The following is a 17,542-nucleotide window of genomic DNA, read 5'->3' as shown; positions in this document are numbered from 1 at the left end:
CGATCCTCCTGTTTGCCGATTGATAAAATCGAGCGCTCAGAAGCAGCGCTTAAGCCAACGCCTGGTTCGAATCGGCCGGGGCTTGGGCGCGTTCGCTCGCGGTATAATCGCGCACCACTTCGGCAACGCGAATACGGTAGGACGCAAACAGCGCATCCTTGCCTTTTTGCTGCGCCATGCGGTGCTGCAGCAGGTTGCGCCATGCATCTATCGACGCTTCATCCTGCCAAAAGGACAGGCTGAGCAGCTTGCCCTCTTCGGACAGACTCTGAAAGCGCTCAATCGAGACAAAACCTTCACGGTCGGCTAAAAACTCACGCAGCCCGGCGGCAATTTTAAGGTATTCCTCTTGCCCTGCTGCGGTTGGGGTGACTTCGAATATCACGGCAAACATGCTTCCTCCTCAGGGTTACTAAATGTCTGTAGCCAATCTTTGAGTTGCTCAACCTGCTCAAGCAAAACCTCAGGTTGGTTCAGGCTGTTGGCCAGCAGCGAACCACCCTGCAAAGTAGCGATGAACTGCCGCGCCAACTGTTCGGCATCGGCGCAGCCCAGCAGACGAAACTGCCGACCGACCCAAGTCAGTTGCGCCCGCAGGGTCTGTCCGGCTAATTCACTATCACCATGTTTGCTCAATTCCTGCGAAAGGCTACCGACCGGGCAACCGTGAGCGGCGATGCTTTTGTCGATGCTGAGCGGCATCTGCAAAAAGCAACACAGTCGCGCCACCGGATCGGAGTCCCGCTCCCAACCTTCAGCCAGAGCATGAAAGCGTGCAGTCCGGTCTTCGATCACCGCGCGGACGATCTCGTCCTTGGTTTTATAATAGTAATAGACGTTCCCCAGCGGCACGCCCGATTCCTCGGCAATATCAGCCAAAGTGGTGCCCTGGAAGCCTTGCTGATGAATCAGCCGGCGGGCTGCTTTTAAGAGGCGTTCTCGTTTGTCACTTTTGGGAGGCATATAATCCCCTTACGTTGTTAGTTGGTCAACTAACAACGTAAGGGCTTGGATAACGGATGTCAAGGATTTCTGTTTGACGGAAGATTTAGGGAGCGGTAGCAAGCTGAGGAAGAAGTAAATGCCAGCTTGGATTTAAAGGATGACTTCAGCGTGCACGTGCCTGCCCCACCGCTGCATTATTTTACCAACTGCTTTAATGACTCTAGTGAGGTCCGGGAGAACAAACCTTGAACACTGTGTTCCTTTATATGCTTGAGGACATTGAAGGAAATGAGGGTTCCAACAGGAAAAACAAACAGCAATAGATAGAGATAGGCTTTCAGTGAATAATAGCCCCAGGGACTTTTCATCCAGATTCCAGCGGCGGTCAAAAGGTTCCAGGCAAAGACACTGAAGATGATAAGTTTAGCTCCAAAGCCTAGGCTCCCAGCGAAACAGAAACTAACAAAAGCAATAGCAGCTATCGCGGCGCTAAGGACTGCGATCATATGGACAGGTTTTAAAATTTCAGCTTCGTTTTTCATCATCTCATCTTACGTTTTTAAGCTATCTGGTGCCAATCTTAGGCAGCAGAAGCAAGTTATTATTTCTCGGCCACCCCCGAAATCAATCTTCGGCAAGTTACGCCAGATCCCCCAAAATGTAAAGTTCAGTACCAGCCGCAGTCCGCCAGAACTTGACAGAATCCCTGCAAGTGATACCCATTTAATAACAACTCAACAAATCAAGAAACCTTCTTAGCGCAGGAGAAGTCTGATGCTAAAAGACAAACTGGAAGAGATGAAGGGCGCAGCGGCAGCACAAATCCCGCCGGAGAATCTGGCGATAATGCTGCGTTCAAGGGATGCCCTCGGCAACACGGACATCCTTGAGCAGACCATCAAGGTCGGCGATAGGGTCGGCGATTTCCGCCTGGCTGATGCAGATGGAACCCAGGTTGATCTGGCTGAGCTGCGAAATAAAGGGCCGGTGGTCATCAGTATTTACCGGGGAGTTTGGTGACCCTACTGCAATGCGGAGCTGGAAGCTCTGCAGGCCGTCTTGCCGCAAATCCAACAGGCCGGAGCCAGCTTGATCGCCCTGTCGCCGATGCTGGTTAAGTACGCCCCGCAACTGGTAAAAAAACTGCACTTAGAGTTCCCGCTGCTGAGCGATCCGGACAGTCAGGTCATGGAAAAGCTGGGGATTGTTCACAGATTGCCAAAGGAGCTAATCGAGGTTTACACCAGTTTCGGTATCGACCTGACGCGCTTTAACGGCGAAGAGGAATGGCGTTTGCCGCTGCCGGGTCGGATTATCATCGATAGCGGCGGGATTGTGCGTAATGTCTCTCTGACCACCGACCACACCGATCGGCCGGAACCGGCAGAGACGGTGGAGTTGTTGAAAAATATCTAAGCACAAGAGCAACCAGCGGGGCTGTCAAATTGACAGCCCCGCTGGTTGCTCTGATTTTCATTCTCGACAAGCAGAAACGCTGGCTAAACATTCAATGAAAGCCGCCATCCAGATAGTCCTTTTTGATCGACGCCCAGGTGACGACGCTTTTGTGAGTGATGTGCGAATAGATGTCGTAAGCGGACAACTCCATGGCGCTGACCAGATTAGCCTGAAGGTATTCCGGCCGTTCGGCAAAGACTTTCTACTAAAACAACCGAGACAGGGAGTGAACCGATTCAATAAGGCTCCTGCCCCCCCCAACGATCATCCTAATAGTGTCGACACTTTCTCTTGTAATGGTATTTTAAACCATATATATTACCAAGATTCCAATTAATGAAAAGGGATCTGTCGACATTTACCACAAACACGAGACATCGCGGAAATGAGCCAACCAACACTCCCGCTGACCGATCAGGTCTTTGAACAACTCGAAGTCGCCATCATCAAGGGCGACCTCCCCCAGGGGAGTAAAATCTCCGAACCTGAACTGGCAAAAAGCTACAGCATCAGCCGCGGCACCCTACGAGAAGCCTTGAGCCGCCTTGAAGAACGTCATCTACTGGTTCGATCACCCAACTTGGGGGCACGGGTTACCACCCTCTCCCTTGAAGAGCTGGTCAACATTTACCAGATCAGGGAAGTACTGGGGGGACTTTCGTGCCGCCTGGCCGCACAAAATATGACCGGAACCGAAATCCAGACGCTGCGCGCTCTGCTCGGCGAGCAGGAAAGAAACCTCGCTGCTGGCCAAGGGCTAACCCAGAACCAACAACAGGGTGAGTTTGACTTTCACTACCAGATCTTGCAGGGCAACCGTAACCCTAAAGTTCTTACGGTTCTTGAAGGAGGGCTCTACCAGCAGATTCGCATGTATCGCTACCAGTTCAGCGCCTCTGACCAACGGCCCTATCAGGCATTCAAAGAACATCGACATATTTTCGATGCGATCGAAGAACGGGATGCCGATCTGGCTGATTTTCTGATGCGACGTCATATCTCTACCGCCCGCCAGAGCATCGAAGAACAGCACCGGAATCGCATCGAACAAAAGAACCAATGAATTCCACCGCGCACCTTCACCGGAAAAAGACGGAAGGGGGTTTAAACAGCGGTTTGAAACGTTCTTCCTTGGCAGAAAAATGAGCAAAGCCTACGGCAAGAACATTCATTTTAACCCAATGTAATGACAGGAGAGAAAACAATGGGAAAATCACTCACCATCAATGACACAACCGCCAATCCGGCTCCTCTGGGACTGGTCGGTTTCGGCATGACCACCGTCCTGCTCAATCTGCACAATGCGGGGCTGTTCCCGCTCGATGCGATGATCCTCGGCATGGGCATCTTCTACGGTGGCCTCGCGCAGATTATCGTCGGCATCATGGAGTGGAAGAAAAACAATACCTTTGGCACCACGGCCTTCACCTCTTACGGTCTGTTCTGGTTGACCCTGGTTGCACTGATCATCCTACCGAAGATGGGATATGCGGTAAAGCCGAACGCCACGGCCATGGCTGCCTACCTAGGAATGTGGGGACTGTTTACTGGCGTGCTCTTTATCGGCACCTTCAAACTGAATCGGGCGCTACAGGTTGTGTTTGGTTCGCTAACGATCCTGTTCTTCCTGCTCGCGATCGGAGATATCACTGGCAACCACATGATCACAACCTTCGCCGGTTACGAAGGTATTTTCTGCGGTTTCGCCGCGATCTACACCGGTCTGGCCCAGGTCCTCAATGAGGTTTACGGCCGCACCCTGGCCCCGCTCGGAGCAGCGATTGCGGCGACACTGATTGAAGAACAGGAAGAGATTGATGAAGACGCCGAAGTGGCAAACGTGTTCTAAACAACTTCAGCGTAAAAGTTTTCTGCAGTAAATAAAATGGGCGCAGGTTGCTTTTTCACAAAAGCAGCCTGCGCCTTATCTTTAAGGAAAGTCCAAGACAAAATCCAAATATCCAGTTTCTCTAGCAGCCTGTCGGATTTGACGGGCCGAAGCGAAAATTGGAGCGTTTGAGACTAGATTTTGGCTCATTTGCAGGCTCATAGCCATAGCTATGGGGCAAAAAGGGGCTGAGACATAGGCCAACCGATCAAATTTGCAGCCGGTTTATGGCAAGTCCGACAGACTGCTAGCAGAAATATATATCCAAATCTCAGCATCAACCTGCGAGGCAACGCGACAGGTTAGATAATTAATACGCCCCGATGCGCGCAACCCGCGAAGCGTCGCACTGAAGCGCCCGTCCCTTTAGGCAACTTGAGATCTATTTTCCCTCAACGCTTCGGCTGCAGCCCCATCTCTCCCATGCTTTGTAGCGCGATAATAACTCCGAACAGTGGCGAGCGCGAAGTGCGCCTGTTCGGTGATTCGGGAGCCAATTCCTTTGCCACAGCACCGATCTCCCTGCAGCCCACGGCAACAACTGTTCAACCTGCCACCCCACCCCCTACGACACGCTAGCGACCTGGGATGGCGGTTGTCAGCAGGGCGGTTGTCACGCGGTTTATCATGGCGACATCTACGCTGCTCACGACCCCTTCGAGAATGCCTATAACAATTCCGCTAACGACTGTAATCTCTGCCATGACCAAAGCTGGAACGTACCGCAGTCCGTTTGCGTGTCCCCTCCTGAGCACTTCCGCGCACAAAAAAGCCGGACCTCCGATTGGAGAGTCCGGCTTTTTTGTCGATATCAGCAAAATAAGTTCAGAAGCGCTGCGAGAGCCGTAGATGGAAATTCACATCCGGGGCCGTATCAACGGCGATATCCTCAACCACGGCAAGCTCCAGCCGGGTACGTTCCGCCAACGCCACCGCTCCGCCGATCGCCAACTGAGCAGATGCTGCATCGATCTGCCGCAAGCCACTATTCTCAAACAGTGAGGTATGGGCATCGATCTGTATCTGCAGAGCCAACCAGGACCAATAAGACCAGGCCAGGCCGAGAGTGCCGGTGCCGACCAGTGGACGTCGTTGCCCGGAGAGCAATTCGCCCGAATTGGCCGCCAGCAGACCCACTCCATAGTGCAAGGCCAAGCGTTGACTGGTCAGACGCCAACGCTGCTCCCCACTGAGCCAGAGCGCCATATCCACACTGCCACTGCCGAGCAGTTTGCCAGCGGCGCCGCTCGGCAGTTCCAAGCTGGCGTGCAGGGCCAGAGCCGAATCGTCAGCAGATAACAATTGACGACTCAGCAACAGGCGGATATCCCCCAGACCCATTTCTTCATCCTGCAGTGAAAACAGGGCCTTCGAATCTTTCTGATAACTGTAATCAAGCTGCTCGCGCGCAGCTTGATCCCGGCCCCCCTGCGGGAGTCCGAAGAGGTCGTGCCAGCCTTCGATAAAAGCATCGAGGAAACCGCGGCGATGGACGATCAGTGGGGCTTCGACTCCGATCTCCCAGCCATTGGCAAAACCACGATCGAGCCGCAGCGCCAGCCGGTGACTTTCACCGTCGAAGCTCAACTGTTCGCTACCGTTCCTGCCCAGAGTGTAGCTGTTGGCCAGATCCCAACTAAAACCGGCCTCATATTCGCCGTCCGCCAGCAGTCGAGCGCGATCGAGAGTCGGCAGGCCGGTCAGTTTGGCCAGCGAGCCCTGATTGCTGACCCGCAACGGCTGCAACTCAACCTCGGCGGCAAAACCGAATGAGCCGAACAGCAGCAGACCGACCGCAACCAACACACCTCTCATCACGCCGGCCATCAATGGGCTTGCGCCCAGTTGGCACCGGTGCCGATATCGACCTTGAGCGGCAGATCGAGCGGCACGGCATTTTCCATCTCCATCCGGACCAGCTCCGTCACCCGATCCATTTCTTCAGGTGGCACTTCTAAAACCAATTCATCATGCACCTGCAGCAGCATTCGCGCCTGCAGATTTTCTGCACGCAGACGACGGTCGATATTAACCATCGCCACCTTGATGATATCGGCGGCACTACCCTGAATCGGATAGTTGATGGCGTTGCGTTCGGCGTAGCTACGGAAGGCGCCGTTCTTGCTGTTGATCTCAGGGATGGCACAGCGACGACCCAAAATGGTGGTCACATACTGGTGCTCGCGCGCTTCGGCTTTTTTTGCTTCGAGATAATCGAGGACCGCCGGGTAGCGCTCGAAATAGTTATCAATAAAGGCTTGCGCTTCTTTGCGACTGACGCCGAGATCCTTGGCCAGACTGAATGCGCCCATGCCGTAGAGCACACCAAAGTTGATGGTTTTGGCGTGACGGCGCATTTCATCGGTAACCATTTCCGGGAAGATGCCGAAGATTTCGCTGGCGGTCCGTTTATGAATATCTTCGCCGGCGACAAAACTCTCCTTGAGCGCCGCAACATCGGCCATATGCGCCATCACCCGCAACTCGACCTGCGAGTAGTCAGCCGCCAGCAGCGTCCAGCCCTCCTCGGGAATAAAGGCCTCGCGGATCCGCCGTCCTTCGGCGGTACGGATCGGAATATTCTGCAGGTTCGGATCGCTGGAAGAGAGTCGCCCGGTGGCGGTCACCGCCTGATTGAAGCTGGTGTGAATCCGGCCACTGGCCGGGTTGATCAGCTTCGGCAGTGCATCTGTGTAGGTACTTTTCAGCTTGCTGACCGAACGATAGGAGAGAATCTTGGCAGCGATATCGTGCTCATCGGCCAGAGCGGTGAGCACCTCGACGTTGGTCGACCAACCGGTCTTGGTCTTTTTGCCCTTCGGCAATCCGAGTTTCTCGAACAGGATTTCGCCGAGTTGTTTCGGTGAATTGATATTGAAAGGACCACCGGCCATGGCATGGATTTCAGTTTCCAGCGCCGTCAACTTTACCGCCATTTCACTCGATAGTTGGCCGAGAAATCCCGCGTCGATCCGAATACCGCGCCACTCCATACGGGTCAACACATCAACCAACGGCATATCGACCTCAAACAACAGTTTTTCCGGCGCTCCAGCGGACAATTCAGGCAGCAGTTTTTCCGCCAACTGCCAGGTGATATCGGCATCCTCGGCAGCATAGACGGTCGCCTTTTCCACCTCGACCTCACTAAAGCAGATCTGCTTTTTGCCACTGCCGGTCATCTCCGCATAAGGAATCATCTTGTGGTCGAGATGCTCGCTGGCCAACGCATCAAGGCCGTGCGACCGGGCTTCGGGGTGGGTGACATAAGAAAGCAGCATGGTATCGAGAGCGATGCCAGACAACTCAATGCCAGCGTTGCGCAGCACCAGGGCATCGTATTTGATGTTCTGACCGACTTTCTCTACCTGCGGGTCTTCCAAAATCGGGCGCAGCTTTTCCAGCACCAAAGACGGTGGCAACTGCTGCGGCACGCCGAGATACATATGGCCGACCGGCAGGTACCAGCCATGACCCGCCTCGATGGAAAAAGACAGCCCAACCAACTCGGCCTGTACCGCGACCAGACTGGTAGTTTCTGTATCGATGGCAAACCGCCCGGCACTCTGCAGCTTGGCGAGCATCGCGTCCAGTTCGGCCTCATCCAACACCGCATGGTAATTGTCACCGCTGGCTTGTTGCTGCACACTGGCTGCGGAAAACTCTTTCAGCAGTTTTGGAAATTCCAGTTTTGTGAACAGCTCGGTCAGCGCTTCTCGATTCGGCTCATCCATAGTCAGATCGTCGATCGTCACATCCAATTCGAGGTCATAAACCAGATCGGCCAGTTTGCGCGAGAGAATTGCCTGCTGGCCAAACTCGCGCAGATTCTCCTGACGCTTCTTGCCTTTGACCGCATCAATATTCTGCAGCAGGTTTTCGATGCTACCAAATTCCTGGATCAAAGCGGCGGCGGTCTTCTCACCAATCCCCGGTACGCCAGGAATATTGTCCGAGGTATCGCCTGCCAGGCCAAGAATCTCCAGCACCTGCTCCGGCGGCACGCCGAAACGCTCGATCACTTCCTCACGCCGAGTGACCTTTTTCTTCATCGTATCGAGCAAACAGACCCGCTCGTTAACGATCTGCATCAGGTCTTTATCGCCGGTGACAACGACCACATCCAGTCCCTGCGCGGCATACTGTTTGGCCAGCGTGGCGATGATATCATCCGCCTCAACCCCGGCCTGTTCCAGCGCCGGCATGTTCAGCGCGCGGACCACCTCTTTGATGATCGGCACCTGTGGCCGCAGGTCTTCCGGCATGGCGCTTCTATTCGCCTTGTATTCAGGGTAGAGCTCTTTACGAAAGGTCGGCCCCTTGGCATCGAAGATCACCGCCAACCGGTCCGGCTGTTCATCCCGGACCAGATTAAGCAACATGTTGGTGAAACCGTAGACCGCATTGGTCGCCTCCCCTTTCGAATTGGACAGGTGGCGGATGGCGTAGTAGGCGCGGTATATATAAGAAGAACCATCAACAAGATAGACGCGTTGCTTTTGCTCGGACATGGAAGGCCTTTCTCGGCTAAAATTGAATGCCGGATTATTTCACAGCTGCCGGCAAAGGGAAAGGTTGGAAAACGGCTTAATTTACCAGCCCTGCTCGCATTGAATTGTTGACAGTTCGACTCAGATATTATTATCTTGCCACAGTTTGTCTACTCGCGAACAACAACCGCAAAAACTTGCCGTTGTTATTTATATATAGCCAATAAGGAGCGATTCAAATGCATGACAATTTTGAAGACCATGATGAATCGATAGAATACGAAATAGAAGTTGAGACCGATGCCGATGTCCATGCGATTCCGGATGAAGGGTTGGTTCTGGCGCGCGACATGCTACCGCCGACCCTGCCGATCATTCCGCTGCGGCCCCGGCCGGCCTTTCCCGGCGTTATCATTCCGCTGACCGTCAACGGCGAAGCACGGGTCAAAACCATCAAACAGGCGATGGAAACCCCATCCCAGTCGATCGGCCTGGTCATGGTCAAGGAATTGGACGAGGACGATGCGCCAGGCAACCTGCAACGGGTTGGCGTGGCGGCGAAAATCCTCAAGCTGATTCACACTGATGAGGACAGCGCCCACGTGCTGGTCAACAGCCTGGAACGCTTTACGCTCAACGAAGTTAACGAGGTCGATGATATTATTTACAGCGAGGTGACCTACTATCACGGTCCCGAACTGGACGATGATGCCGAGCTCAAAGCCTATTCGATGGCGATCATCTCGACCCTCAAAGAGCTGGTGCAGATCAATCCACTCTATTCGGAAGAGATCAAATTATTCCTCGGCCGCTCAAGCATGGACGACCCGGCCCGCCTGACCGACTTCGCCGCCAACCTGACCAATGCCGACGGCAGCGAACTGCAGGACGTACTGGAAACCTTTGAGATCGGCAATCGCATCGACAAGGTGCTGGTGCTGTTGAAAAAAGAGCTCGAGGTTTCGCGCCTGCAGACCAAAATCTCGCAAAGCATCGAAGAAAAGATCTCTGCTCAGCAGCGCGAATTTTTCCTCCGCGAGCAGTTCAAGGCGATCAAAAAAGAACTGGGGCTGGAAAAAGAGGGCAAAGTTACAGAAATCGAGAAATTCCAGGAACGGCTCAAAACCCTGAAACTGAATGATGAGGCGCAGAAAGCGGTTGATGAAGAGATTGAAAAGCTGCAGTTAATCGAGCCCTCATCGCCGGAATACAACGTCAGCCGCAACTACCTCGACTGGCTGACCATCCTGCCCTGGGGCAAGTTCAGCAAAGATACCTACGACCTAAAACGTGCCCGGCGGGTCCTCGACCGCGATCACTACGGTTTGGACGACGTCAAAGAACGGATCCTTGAATTTATCGCCGTCGGCAAGATGAAAGGCGATATTTCCGGCTCGATCCTCTGTCTGGTCGGCCCTCCCGGGGTCGGTAAAACCTCGATCGGCAAAAGCATCGCCGACACCTTAAAGCGCAAGTTTTATCGTTTCTCGGTCGGTGGCATGCGCGACGAAGCGGAAATCAAAGGCCATCGCCGCACCTATATCGGTGCCATGCCGGGCAAGGCGATCCAGGCGATGAAGAGCGCCGGAACCGCCAATCCGGTGCTGATGCTCGACGAGATCGACAAAATCGGTGCCAGCTTTCAGGGCGATCCGGCTTCGGCGCTACTCGAAGTCCTTGATCCGGAGCAGAATGACGCCTTCCGCGATCACTATTTGGATGTGCCTTTCGATCTGTCGAACGTGGTCTTTATCGCCACCGCCAACCAGCTCGACACCATCCCGGCGCCGCTGCTCGACCGGATGGAAGTCATCCGCTTATCCGGCTACATCCTCGAGGAAAAACTGGAGATTGCGCGGCGCTACCTGATCCCCAAATCGCTCGAAAGCCACGGGCTGAGCAAAGCCCAGATCAGCATCAACAAAGCGGCCTTGGCCGACATCGTCAACCGCTATGCTCGTGAATCGGGGGTGCGTGGCCTGGAAAACCGCATCAAGAAGATCATGCGCAAAGCGGCGATGGAGTTTGCTGAAGGGCGCGAAGGTAAAATCTCGGTCAGTAAAAAGGATGTCGAGCACTATCTCGGCAAGCCGATTTTTGCCGAAGAGGAGTTGATCAAAGAGGTTCCCGGCGTCGTTACCGGCCTGGCCTGGACGCGCATGGGCGGCGCAACGCTGCAGATCGAAGCAACGGCGATGAAGAGCAAGAGTAAAGGCTTCAAACAGACCGGGCAGCTCGGCAAGGTGATGGTGGAAAGTTCCGAGATCGCCTACTCCTACGTTATGGGCCATCTCGAGGATTACAACATAGCCGACGATTATTTCGACAGCCACTTCATCCACCTGCACGTTCCTGCTGGCGCCACCCCCAAGGATGGTCCCTCGGCTGGGGTCACCATGACCACGGCGCTGCTGTCGATGATTATGGACAAACCGGTGCGCAAGAAACTCGGCATGACCGGCGAACTGTCATTGACCGGCAGCGTCCTGCCGATCGGCGGCGTCAAGGAAAAGACCATCGCCTCGCGGCGGGCCGGCCTCAAGACGCTGATCTTCCCGCACGATAACAAGAAGGACTACGAAGACCTTCCCGACTATCTGCGCGAAGGCATCGAGGTACACTTCGTCAAGTATTACCCGGAAGTGTTCAAGATTGCCTTCAACCTATAATTTTGCTGCAAAACCTAACGGTCTGGCGAGTCAACAGACTCTTCATACCTTAACTTTATACCGACAGAGGAAAACATGACCAGCGAAGCGATCAAATCCGCCCTCCTTGGGCTGAGCAAAGAAGAAAAACAGGCCTTCATTCTCGAAACCTTGCCCGATCTGGCCAAAGATGTGATCAAAGAGCCGGGCTTCATGCTGCAACTCTTTCCAGTGCTGCTCGACATCCTCAAAGAGAGTGGCATGGATCTGCAACAATTACTGCAGATGGCAACGATGATGGGTGGGCAACAGCAAGATCAGTAAAAGCACAGCAGACAATGTTTCCACCTTTCCATACCCCGGTGAGCGGCTTGAGTCGCTCACCGGGTTTTTTATTTTAACCAATCAAAACACCTCCTCCCCAGCAAAACCAGCCAGACACAATGATATGCATATTCGTCTATAGAATTTTAATTGCCCGCCCCTTTTGTACCAAAAAGATTCCACCTGCATTGCCCCTAAGCTTGCGAGACAAGATACAGGATGTAGCCACAAAGCTATTGCGGATAAAGCAACCCAAGCAAGAACCCTCACTATGGAGGCAACCATGAACAAGAAGCCTCCCTTATCACTACTACTTACCCTACTTTTCGCCCTACTGCTGGTCTCCTCGGCCGAACAGGCTCTCAACTGCCTCGATTGCCATGGCGACAGCGGCCGCCTTGACTGGCAACAACTCGGCTACCAGGGCGATCCGATGAAAAGCGGAAAAACACGCTGACTGATCAGAACTTCAGAAAACCGACAAAGCCCACAGCCTAAGCTGTGGGCTTTGTCGGTTTAAACAAGCTAACGTCAAGACCGATAAAAGCGCTGAATTCAGCGCAAAACAAAACTGCGCTCAGCGATCGCTAGCGATTAAACGGCAACTTCGCGCCGAGAGCGGCACACCGATCATCGAACCTGAAAAGTCAAAACAGTAAACGGGCAAATAAACAGCAAATTTGCAGTAAACTTTAACCAGCAATAAACTGAAAAACAGTGCGCCTTTAATAGCACCGCCAACGACACCTGAATCCTGCAGCAGGAGGAAATGAACCGTTTATGAACAAAGACGTTGTCAACCGCTATGAACGCGACTTAACGGGAAAAATTCTCATCGATGTCGCGGCGGATAAGATTGAGGACCTTTACAGCGATTTTGACCGGAATGCCCCCTTCATCAGACGGGACCTCAATCAGGACCTGGTTGACTACCTGATCGACTCGGCAAGAGAACTCGGGCCTGAACCCTTTACCATCTGCTTCTCCCTTGCCAGCCCCCCCGATGAGAGCAGGGTTGCCCGCACCAAGCGCAGCATCAACAATTTTTTCCAATACCTCACTGAGATTGAGCGACAAGAAGTCCGGCGGATGGTTCGCAGGTCGCTGGTCCTGTTCAGCATCGGCATAGCCCTGTTGTTTCTTTCGGTCTGGCTCAATCAATGGTTGGGAGAAGAGCGCTCAGTCGTGGCCAACGTTTTTGCCGAGGGACTGACCATCGCCTCCTGGGTTTCCATGTGGGAAGCATTGGCGATTTTCCTGGTGGAGTGGTTACCCCACCACAAACAGATCAAGCTGTACCAACGACTGGCAGCGACGCAACCGACTTTTCGCCTTGAAGCAAAGTCAACTATGCCCCCTGATTGAACAATTCAGCACGCAGTTTAGGCAACATCTCAGGGTAATTTGTCTGCAGAAAGTTGAGAATTGCCTCTCGAACTTCACAGCGCAACTCCCAGGCAGACGATGAATTCTGCGCACTCATCAGGGCCCGTAGCTCTACGGTTCGATCGTTGGCATTGATCACATGAAGCTTCCAGACCTTTCCATCCCAATACTGACTTTCCTTGAGGACCTCATGTAATTTCAACCGCACCATTTCAACCGGCAGGCTGTAGTCGGCATGAAATGTCGTCGTAGCCAGCAGATCAGCTGAAGTGCGCGTCCAGTTCTGAAACGGTTTTTCCAGAAAATAGTTGGTCGGCACCACCAGGCGCCGCAAATCCCAGATACGCACAACGACATAGGTCAGGGTGATCTCTTCAATCTGCCCCCATTCCCCTTCGACAATGACCACATCATCAATCCGGATCGGCTGGGTGAGCGCAATCTGCAAACCGGCCAGCAATGCGGCGATTGAGCGCTGGGCGGCAAAACCAACAACGATACCCATAACCCCTGCCGAAGCTAAAATACTGGCGCCAAACTGGCGGATATTTTCGAACATCATAATCACCGAGGTGGAGGCAAGAATCCCGATGACAATCAATAAAACCTTAACCAGAACGTTAACCTGCGTGTGCACGACCCGGGCATCCAGGTTGTCACTGACCGCCATATCGTAACGATTGAGAATAAGATACCGTCCGAGAAAAACCGCAGATACCGCGATCCAGGCAACGACAACAATAAACAGGATACTCGAAATACGGCGGATGACAGTGAGGTGTGCGGGGCTAAAGGGGAGTGTTGGTGCGACTAAAATGAGGATTAGCAGTGGTAAGAGGGCTTTAAATTGGCTCCGTGCCAGCCTGCTGGAGTTAGTAACTGAACCAGGTCTTTTGGCGGATTCTCTTTTAACTTTCCGGGCGAGGTAAAAATCCAGCGCAAGCCCCACGACCATGGCAAAAGCAATCAAGCCGACTGAAGTCCACATGTTAGAACCCTCCACTGCGGTTAGAGAGCATCCATCTGTCAAATGCTATCCTTATCCATCCTCGCATCCATCAGGTTGCAAGGAACGGTATTTATGCCAGAATTAAGAGCCGTCACTAAAAACATTCTGCCACTATCCCTGCACATTTCAATGACTGCAAACCGAAATGTGAGGCCCCATAACGGCGCAAAGATTTCCAACTGGCAGCGAAAGGCGCAGGCCCTGTTATGACCCTGGAATTACTAACCCGCTTTCTTGGCCCTTTGGGACTGGTGGTTCTGCTGTTGGCCTCACTGTTCGCGCTCAACTGGTTTTTGAGCCACTTACTGCAACGGCATCCGGAAAAAAACCTGCAGAAACAGCTCTTCATGCTCATGGCCTCCCTGCTGCTGATGCTTGTCACAATCATTTGTGCTACCGATCAGTGATAGTCTGCGCGGTCAGATTCTCAGCCTGCTCGGCATCCTGCTGAGTGCCGCAATCGCACTCAGTGCAACAACCTTTCTCGGTAATGCCTTAGCCGGGATACTGCTCCGCAACGTCCGCAGCTTTAAGATCGGCGATTACATCTACATCGATGAGCACTTTGGCCGGATTTCCGGTCGCGGTCTGTTTCATCTTGAGATACAGACAGAAAACCGCGACCTACTAACCCTTCCCAACCTCTATGTCACCAACAACCCAGTGAAGGTGATGCGTGATTCCGGGACCATTATCTCGACAGAGGTTTCCCTCAGCTATGACGTTCCAAGAACGCGAATTGAAGAGGTTTTACTTGCCGCAGCGAGCGCCGCAGAACTAGAAGAACCGTTTGTTCAGGTTATCAGCTTGGGTGATTTCTCAGTTGTCTATCGGGTCAATGGCCTGCTCTTAGATGTAAAACCGCTGCTGTCAGCACGATCACGCCTAAACGGTAAAATCCTAGATGCCCTGCATAATGCCGGTATCGAAATTGTTTCGCCCAACTTCATGAATACCCGTAACGTTGAACAATCTATATTCATTCCCAAGGTTCTCGTGACAGGGCCAGAACCTACGCCCGTCAAAACTCCGGAAGACATTGTTTTTGACAAAGCCGAGCAGGCTGAAGTGCTGGAAAAACAAAAATCGGACCTGCTTGAGATTGAGAAGCAGCTTGAGACGCTAAACAGTGGAGAATTTCATGGCGATGAGCGGGAAGAAGCACGAACACAAGAGAAGATCGTGCAACTCAACAGGCAAAGAGACTTACTGATCAGCGGAATTTCACAGTCTACCGAAGAAATCGCAGCCGAAAAACAGTAGCATTCGCCTTAGGGCTGTGCGACCAGAACGATCCTAGTGCCTTGTAACTCTTAAAGGGTCGCAAGATTGCAAAGGGATTTGGCGTGCCAATAAGGCGTGACTTCAGTTGCATAGCACCGCTATGCAACTGAAGTCACAACGCAGGTGGCGCGTCAAATAACAAGCAAGATGCGACGATTTAGGGGGTACAAGGTACTAGCACCTATCGGCAGCGTAAAACCGCCTGCCCCGCTTATCACCACAGGAAACGGCAGACATGTCAGTGGGTTGCCACTTTTTTGTTGAGCAAAGAGATTGACCATCCGCAAAGCCATCTGCTAGATTCAGCATCGTTTTTCAACTTACCAAACAACCGGGGAGGTGAATCACCCCCTGCCCCTGGCTTTATTTTCAACTGATAGTGGAGTGCAACCCATGAAAGTCCTATCCGGCATCCAACCTTCCGGCTCACTGCATCTTGGCAATTTTTTCGGCATGATGAAGAAGATGATCGACTATCAGGAGCACGAGGAACTGTTCTGCTTTATCGCCAACTACCACGCCATGACCAGCCTCTCCGACGGCAAGGTGCTGGCCACCGGAACCTTGGAAGCAGCGGCCAATTTTCTGGCCTTGGGGCTGGACCCGGAAAAGAGTGTCTTTTGGGTGCAGTCGGACGTTCCGGAGGTACAGGAGCTGGCCTGGATTCTGTCCAACTTTACACCGATGGGGCTGCTTGAACGCTGCCACAGCTATAAAGACAAGGTTGCTCAGGGGATCAGTCCCAACCACGGTCTGTTCGCCTACCCGGTGCTGATGGCCGCCGATATCCTGCTGTTTCAAAGCGACAAGGTGCCGGTCGGCAAAGACCAGAAGCAGCACCTCGAAGTGGCGCGTGATATCGCAGTTAAATATAATAACGAATATGGCGAGGTGTTCACCGTCCCCGAGCCGGATATCGATGATGACGTGGCGACCGTTCCCGGCCTGGATGGACGTAAAATGAGCAAGAGCTACGGCAACACCATCGACCTATTTCTGGACGACAAACCGCTGCGCAAGCAGATCATGCGCATCGTCACCGACCCGACCCCGATTGAAGAAGCGAAAAACCCGGACACCTGTAACATCTTCCAGGTTTACCGCTTGTTCCTTGACGAAGCAGGCATCGCCGAGCTGCGACAACGCTACTTGACGCCGGGCTTACGTTACGGAGATGTCAAACAGGAACTGTTCGAAACGGTGCGCGACTTTTTTGCCCCTTACACCGAACGGCGTAAAGAGCTACTCGCCGACCCGGAAGGTTTGCGCAAAGTCCTCGCCCAAGGGGCCGAAAAAGCGCGCTACGTGGCAAACAAAACAATGCGCAAGGTGCGCAAAAAGGGTGGCCTCACTTATTAAAATCTCTGCTATAATTGCCATGAACAACGGCACGCCGTAACCGATGCTCCTCTTATTTGTGGAGGTTATGATGACTGTTTATCGCCAGTGGTTTTGTAAATGCAGTGGCACCCCACGCGAACTGGTTGCCGACCCCTACGTTGAGGAAGATTCGCTGGAACCAGCCTGTCCGCGTTGCGGGGCAACCCCCTCATCAGATCCAAAGCATACGATCAGCTTCAGTGACAAGGAAGATCATTCCGATTGAGGGTCAGGCTCTTCGCGGGTAAAAGTGACAAAGGCCATCCCCGGACGCCGGCTGGCTTCACGCATGGAAAAGTGAATAGCCTCCAGTTGCCAGCCTTGCGCTGTCCATTGGTTTAGGATGGCCTCCAGACTAACGTCGTCAACCTGGCTGGTTTCAACGACCTTGTAGATAAGCATGAAAACAACCTTTCTCAAGAGGATGTCGTAAGGCACCCTCCTCTTTAGACTATGAATTCAACCCGGCAAAAAAAATTCCGCTTCAGCATCCAGCTCAGTCAGAAGCAGTTTCTGCGCCACTATCAGGGCTCAGCCAATACGGTGCAGGTATTCTCCGAATGTGGTCAACGACTGCGCTTTCCTGCCTCACGGCTACGCCCATTTCTGACCCACACCGGCATTTGCGGCCGTTTTGTACTGACAATTGACAGCGAAAACCGCTTTTTGTCTCTCGAGATGCTCAGTTAGAACAGATAGTTCGCGTCAATTGAAATTTATTTTCAATTGA

General features: G+C 53.0%; 19 protein-coding genes and 1 pseudogene. 13 read left to right on the top strand and 7 right to left on the bottom strand.

The annotated features are described in order from the left end of the window. Positions 1-49 precede the first annotated feature (49 nt). The 3 genes from ACZ5PT_RS09940 to ACZ5PT_RS09930 all read right to left on the bottom strand — a co-directional run bounded on the left by ACZ5PT_RS09940 (position 50) and on the right by ACZ5PT_RS09930 (position 1,487). Positions 50-394 carry an antibiotic biosynthesis monooxygenase family protein gene (locus tag ACZ5PT_RS09940; RefSeq protein ID WP_464266665.1) on the bottom strand — a complete coding sequence of 115 codons (345 nt, stop codon included), beginning with the start codon at positions 392-394 and terminating at the stop codon, positions 50-52. Then, positions 382-963 (bottom strand): TetR/AcrR family transcriptional regulator, encoded by a 582-nt coding sequence (locus ACZ5PT_RS09935; protein ID WP_464266664.1) that lies wholly within the window; start codon positions 961-963, stop codon positions 382-384. Before ACZ5PT_RS09935 ends, ACZ5PT_RS09940 begins: the two co-directional genes overlap by 13 nt. A 176-nt stretch (positions 964-1,139) precedes the next feature. Then, positions 1,140-1,487 (bottom strand): hypothetical protein, encoded by a 348-nt coding sequence (locus ACZ5PT_RS09930; protein WP_464266663.1) that lies wholly within the window; start codon positions 1,485-1,487, stop codon positions 1,140-1,142. 232 nt (positions 1,488-1,719) lie between these two features. Here ACZ5PT_RS09930 and ACZ5PT_RS09925 point away from each other — a divergent pair, with 232 nt between their 5' ends. The 4 genes and pseudogenes from ACZ5PT_RS09925 (at position 1,720) to ACZ5PT_RS09910 (ending at position 4,252) form a co-directional block, all read left to right on the top strand. Beyond that, on the top strand, positions 1,720-1,965 hold the full coding sequence (locus ACZ5PT_RS09925; protein WP_464266662.1) for a hypothetical protein: 246 nt from the start codon (positions 1,720-1,722) through the stop codon (positions 1,963-1,965). Positions 1,966-1,977: 12 nt separating this feature from the next. Next, a pseudogene (locus ACZ5PT_RS09920) lies at positions 1,978-2,361 on the top strand (redoxin domain-containing protein); the annotation flags it as partial. A gap of 427 nt (positions 2,362-2,788) precedes the next feature. Further along, positions 2,789-3,466, top strand: coding sequence for a GntR family transcriptional regulator (locus tag ACZ5PT_RS09915; RefSeq protein WP_464266661.1), 678 nt, complete (start codon positions 2,789-2,791; stop codon positions 3,464-3,466). A gap of 141 nt (positions 3,467-3,607) precedes the next feature. Further along, positions 3,608-4,252 (top strand): acetate uptake transporter, encoded by a 645-nt coding sequence (locus ACZ5PT_RS09910; RefSeq protein WP_464266660.1) that lies wholly within the window; start codon positions 3,608-3,610, stop codon positions 4,250-4,252. A gap of 864 nt (positions 4,253-5,116) precedes the next feature. Here ACZ5PT_RS09910 and ACZ5PT_RS09905 read toward each other — a convergent pair. Further along, complete coding sequence (locus ACZ5PT_RS09905; protein WP_464266725.1) at positions 5,117-6,106, bottom strand: DUF3187 family protein; 990 nt, start codon at positions 6,104-6,106, stop codon at positions 5,117-5,119. 11 nt (positions 6,107-6,117) lie between these two features. Next, positions 6,118-8,802, bottom strand: a complete 2,685-nt coding sequence (gene polA, locus ACZ5PT_RS09900) for a DNA polymerase I (protein ID WP_464266659.1) — start codon at positions 8,800-8,802, stop codon at positions 6,118-6,120. 218 nt (positions 8,803-9,020) lie between these two features. On the opposite strand from polA, the gene lon reads away from it, so the two are divergent. From lon to ACZ5PT_RS09880, 4 genes are all read left to right on the top strand, one after another. Further along, entirely contained in the window at positions 9,021-11,450 is a 2,430-nt protein-coding gene (gene lon, locus ACZ5PT_RS09895) for an endopeptidase La (RefSeq protein ID WP_464266658.1), read from the top strand. Positions 11,451-11,525: 75 nt separating this feature from the next. Further along, positions 11,526-11,753, top strand: a complete 228-nt coding sequence (locus tag ACZ5PT_RS09890; RefSeq protein WP_464266657.1) for a hypothetical protein — start codon at positions 11,526-11,528, stop codon at positions 11,751-11,753. A gap of 283 nt (positions 11,754-12,036) precedes the next feature. Further along, positions 12,037-12,210, top strand: a complete 174-nt coding sequence (locus ACZ5PT_RS09885) for a hypothetical protein (RefSeq protein WP_464266656.1) — start codon at positions 12,037-12,039, stop codon at positions 12,208-12,210. Between the two features lie 323 nt (positions 12,211-12,533). After that, positions 12,534-13,118, top strand: coding sequence for a hypothetical protein (locus ACZ5PT_RS09880; protein WP_464266655.1), 585 nt, complete (start codon positions 12,534-12,536; stop codon positions 13,116-13,118). Here the strand turns inward: ACZ5PT_RS09880 and ACZ5PT_RS09875 are convergent. Then, entirely contained in the window at positions 13,102-14,127 is a 1,026-nt protein-coding gene (locus tag ACZ5PT_RS09875; RefSeq protein ID WP_464266654.1) for a mechanosensitive ion channel family protein, read from the bottom strand. The two genes, ACZ5PT_RS09880 and ACZ5PT_RS09875, sit on opposite strands and share 17 nt — an antisense overlap. A gap of 227 nt (positions 14,128-14,354) precedes the next feature. Here ACZ5PT_RS09875 and ACZ5PT_RS09870 point away from each other — a divergent pair, with 227 nt between their 5' ends. From ACZ5PT_RS09870 to ACZ5PT_RS09855, 4 genes are all read left to right on the top strand, one after another. Continuing rightward, entirely contained in the window at positions 14,355-14,555 is a 201-nt protein-coding gene (locus tag ACZ5PT_RS09870; RefSeq protein ID WP_464266653.1) for a hypothetical protein, read from the top strand. After that, the gene (locus tag ACZ5PT_RS09865; RefSeq protein ID WP_464266652.1) at positions 14,524-15,411 is read left to right on the top strand and encodes a mechanosensitive ion channel domain-containing protein; all 888 of its coding nucleotides are present in this window, start codon (positions 14,524-14,526) and stop codon (positions 15,409-15,411) included. Before ACZ5PT_RS09870 ends, ACZ5PT_RS09865 begins: the two co-directional genes overlap by 32 nt. Before the next feature lie 414 nt (positions 15,412-15,825). Beyond that, positions 15,826-16,791 (top strand): tryptophan--tRNA ligase, encoded by a 966-nt coding sequence (gene trpS / locus ACZ5PT_RS09860; protein ID WP_464266651.1) that lies wholly within the window; start codon positions 15,826-15,828, stop codon positions 16,789-16,791. Positions 16,792-16,861: 70 nt separating this feature from the next. Then, positions 16,862-17,038, top strand: coding sequence for a hypothetical protein (locus tag ACZ5PT_RS09855; RefSeq protein WP_464266650.1), 177 nt, complete (start codon positions 16,862-16,864; stop codon positions 17,036-17,038). Here ACZ5PT_RS09855 and ACZ5PT_RS09850 read toward each other — a convergent pair. Then, positions 17,026-17,214, bottom strand: a complete 189-nt coding sequence (locus tag ACZ5PT_RS09850; RefSeq protein ID WP_464266649.1) for a DUF4177 domain-containing protein — start codon at positions 17,212-17,214, stop codon at positions 17,026-17,028. The genes ACZ5PT_RS09855 and ACZ5PT_RS09850 overlap by 13 nt on opposite strands. Positions 17,215-17,265: 51 nt before the next feature. Between ACZ5PT_RS09850 and ACZ5PT_RS09845 the strand changes: the two genes are divergently transcribed. Next, complete coding sequence (locus tag ACZ5PT_RS09845; protein ID WP_464266648.1) at positions 17,266-17,502, top strand: DUF2835 domain-containing protein; 237 nt, start codon at positions 17,266-17,268, stop codon at positions 17,500-17,502. The last annotated feature ends 40 nt before the right edge of the window (positions 17,503-17,542 follow it).

Source organism: Desulfuromusa ferrireducens, from assembly GCF_055389805.1.
This window is presented reverse-complemented; position numbering and strand designations above follow the sequence as displayed.

Bases quoted from the DNA above. Each gene is read 5' to 3' on its own strand.
- ACZ5PT_RS09845 (WP_464266648.1), top strand. From the start codon at position 17,266: ATGAATTCAACCCGGCAAAAAAAATTCCGCTTCAGCATCCAGCTCAGT.
- ACZ5PT_RS09880 (WP_464266655.1), top strand. From the start codon at position 12,534: ATGAACAAAGACGTTGTCAACCGCTATGAACGCGACTTAACGGGAAAA.
- lon (WP_464266658.1), top strand. From the start codon at position 9,021: ATGCATGACAATTTTGAAGACCATGATGAATCGATAGAATACGAAATA.
- ACZ5PT_RS09910 (WP_464266660.1), top strand. From the start codon at position 3,608: ATGGGAAAATCACTCACCATCAATGACACAACCGCCAATCCGGCTCCT.
- ACZ5PT_RS09850 (WP_464266649.1), bottom strand. From the start codon at position 17,214: ATGCTTATCTACAAGGTCGTTGAAACCAGCCAGGTTGACGACGTTAGT.
- ACZ5PT_RS09915 (WP_464266661.1), top strand. From the start codon at position 2,789: ATGAGCCAACCAACACTCCCGCTGACCGATCAGGTCTTTGAACAACTC.
- polA (WP_464266659.1), bottom strand. From the start codon at position 8,802: ATGTCCGAGCAAAAGCAACGCGTCTATCTTGTTGATGGTTCTTCTTAT.
- ACZ5PT_RS09890 (WP_464266657.1), top strand. From the start codon at position 11,526: ATGACCAGCGAAGCGATCAAATCCGCCCTCCTTGGGCTGAGCAAAGAA.
- ACZ5PT_RS09935 (WP_464266664.1), bottom strand. From the start codon at position 963: ATGCCTCCCAAAAGTGACAAACGAGAACGCCTCTTAAAAGCAGCCCGC.
- ACZ5PT_RS09940 (WP_464266665.1), bottom strand. From the start codon at position 394: ATGTTTGCCGTGATATTCGAAGTCACCCCAACCGCAGCAGGGCAAGAG.
- ACZ5PT_RS09905 (WP_464266725.1), bottom strand. From the start codon at position 6,106: ATGAGAGGTGTGTTGGTTGCGGTCGGTCTGCTGCTGTTCGGCTCATTC.
- ACZ5PT_RS09925 (WP_464266662.1), top strand. From the start codon at position 1,720: ATGCTAAAAGACAAACTGGAAGAGATGAAGGGCGCAGCGGCAGCACAA.
- ACZ5PT_RS09875 (WP_464266654.1), bottom strand. From the start codon at position 14,127: ATGTGGACTTCAGTCGGCTTGATTGCTTTTGCCATGGTCGTGGGGCTT.
- ACZ5PT_RS09885 (WP_464266656.1), top strand. From the start codon at position 12,037: ATGAACAAGAAGCCTCCCTTATCACTACTACTTACCCTACTTTTCGCC.
- ACZ5PT_RS09855 (WP_464266650.1), top strand. From the start codon at position 16,862: ATGACTGTTTATCGCCAGTGGTTTTGTAAATGCAGTGGCACCCCACGC.
- ACZ5PT_RS09870 (WP_464266653.1), top strand. From the start codon at position 14,355: ATGACCCTGGAATTACTAACCCGCTTTCTTGGCCCTTTGGGACTGGTG.
- trpS (WP_464266651.1), top strand. From the start codon at position 15,826: ATGAAAGTCCTATCCGGCATCCAACCTTCCGGCTCACTGCATCTTGGC.
- ACZ5PT_RS09930 (WP_464266663.1), bottom strand. From the start codon at position 1,487: ATGAAAAACGAAGCTGAAATTTTAAAACCTGTCCATATGATCGCAGTC.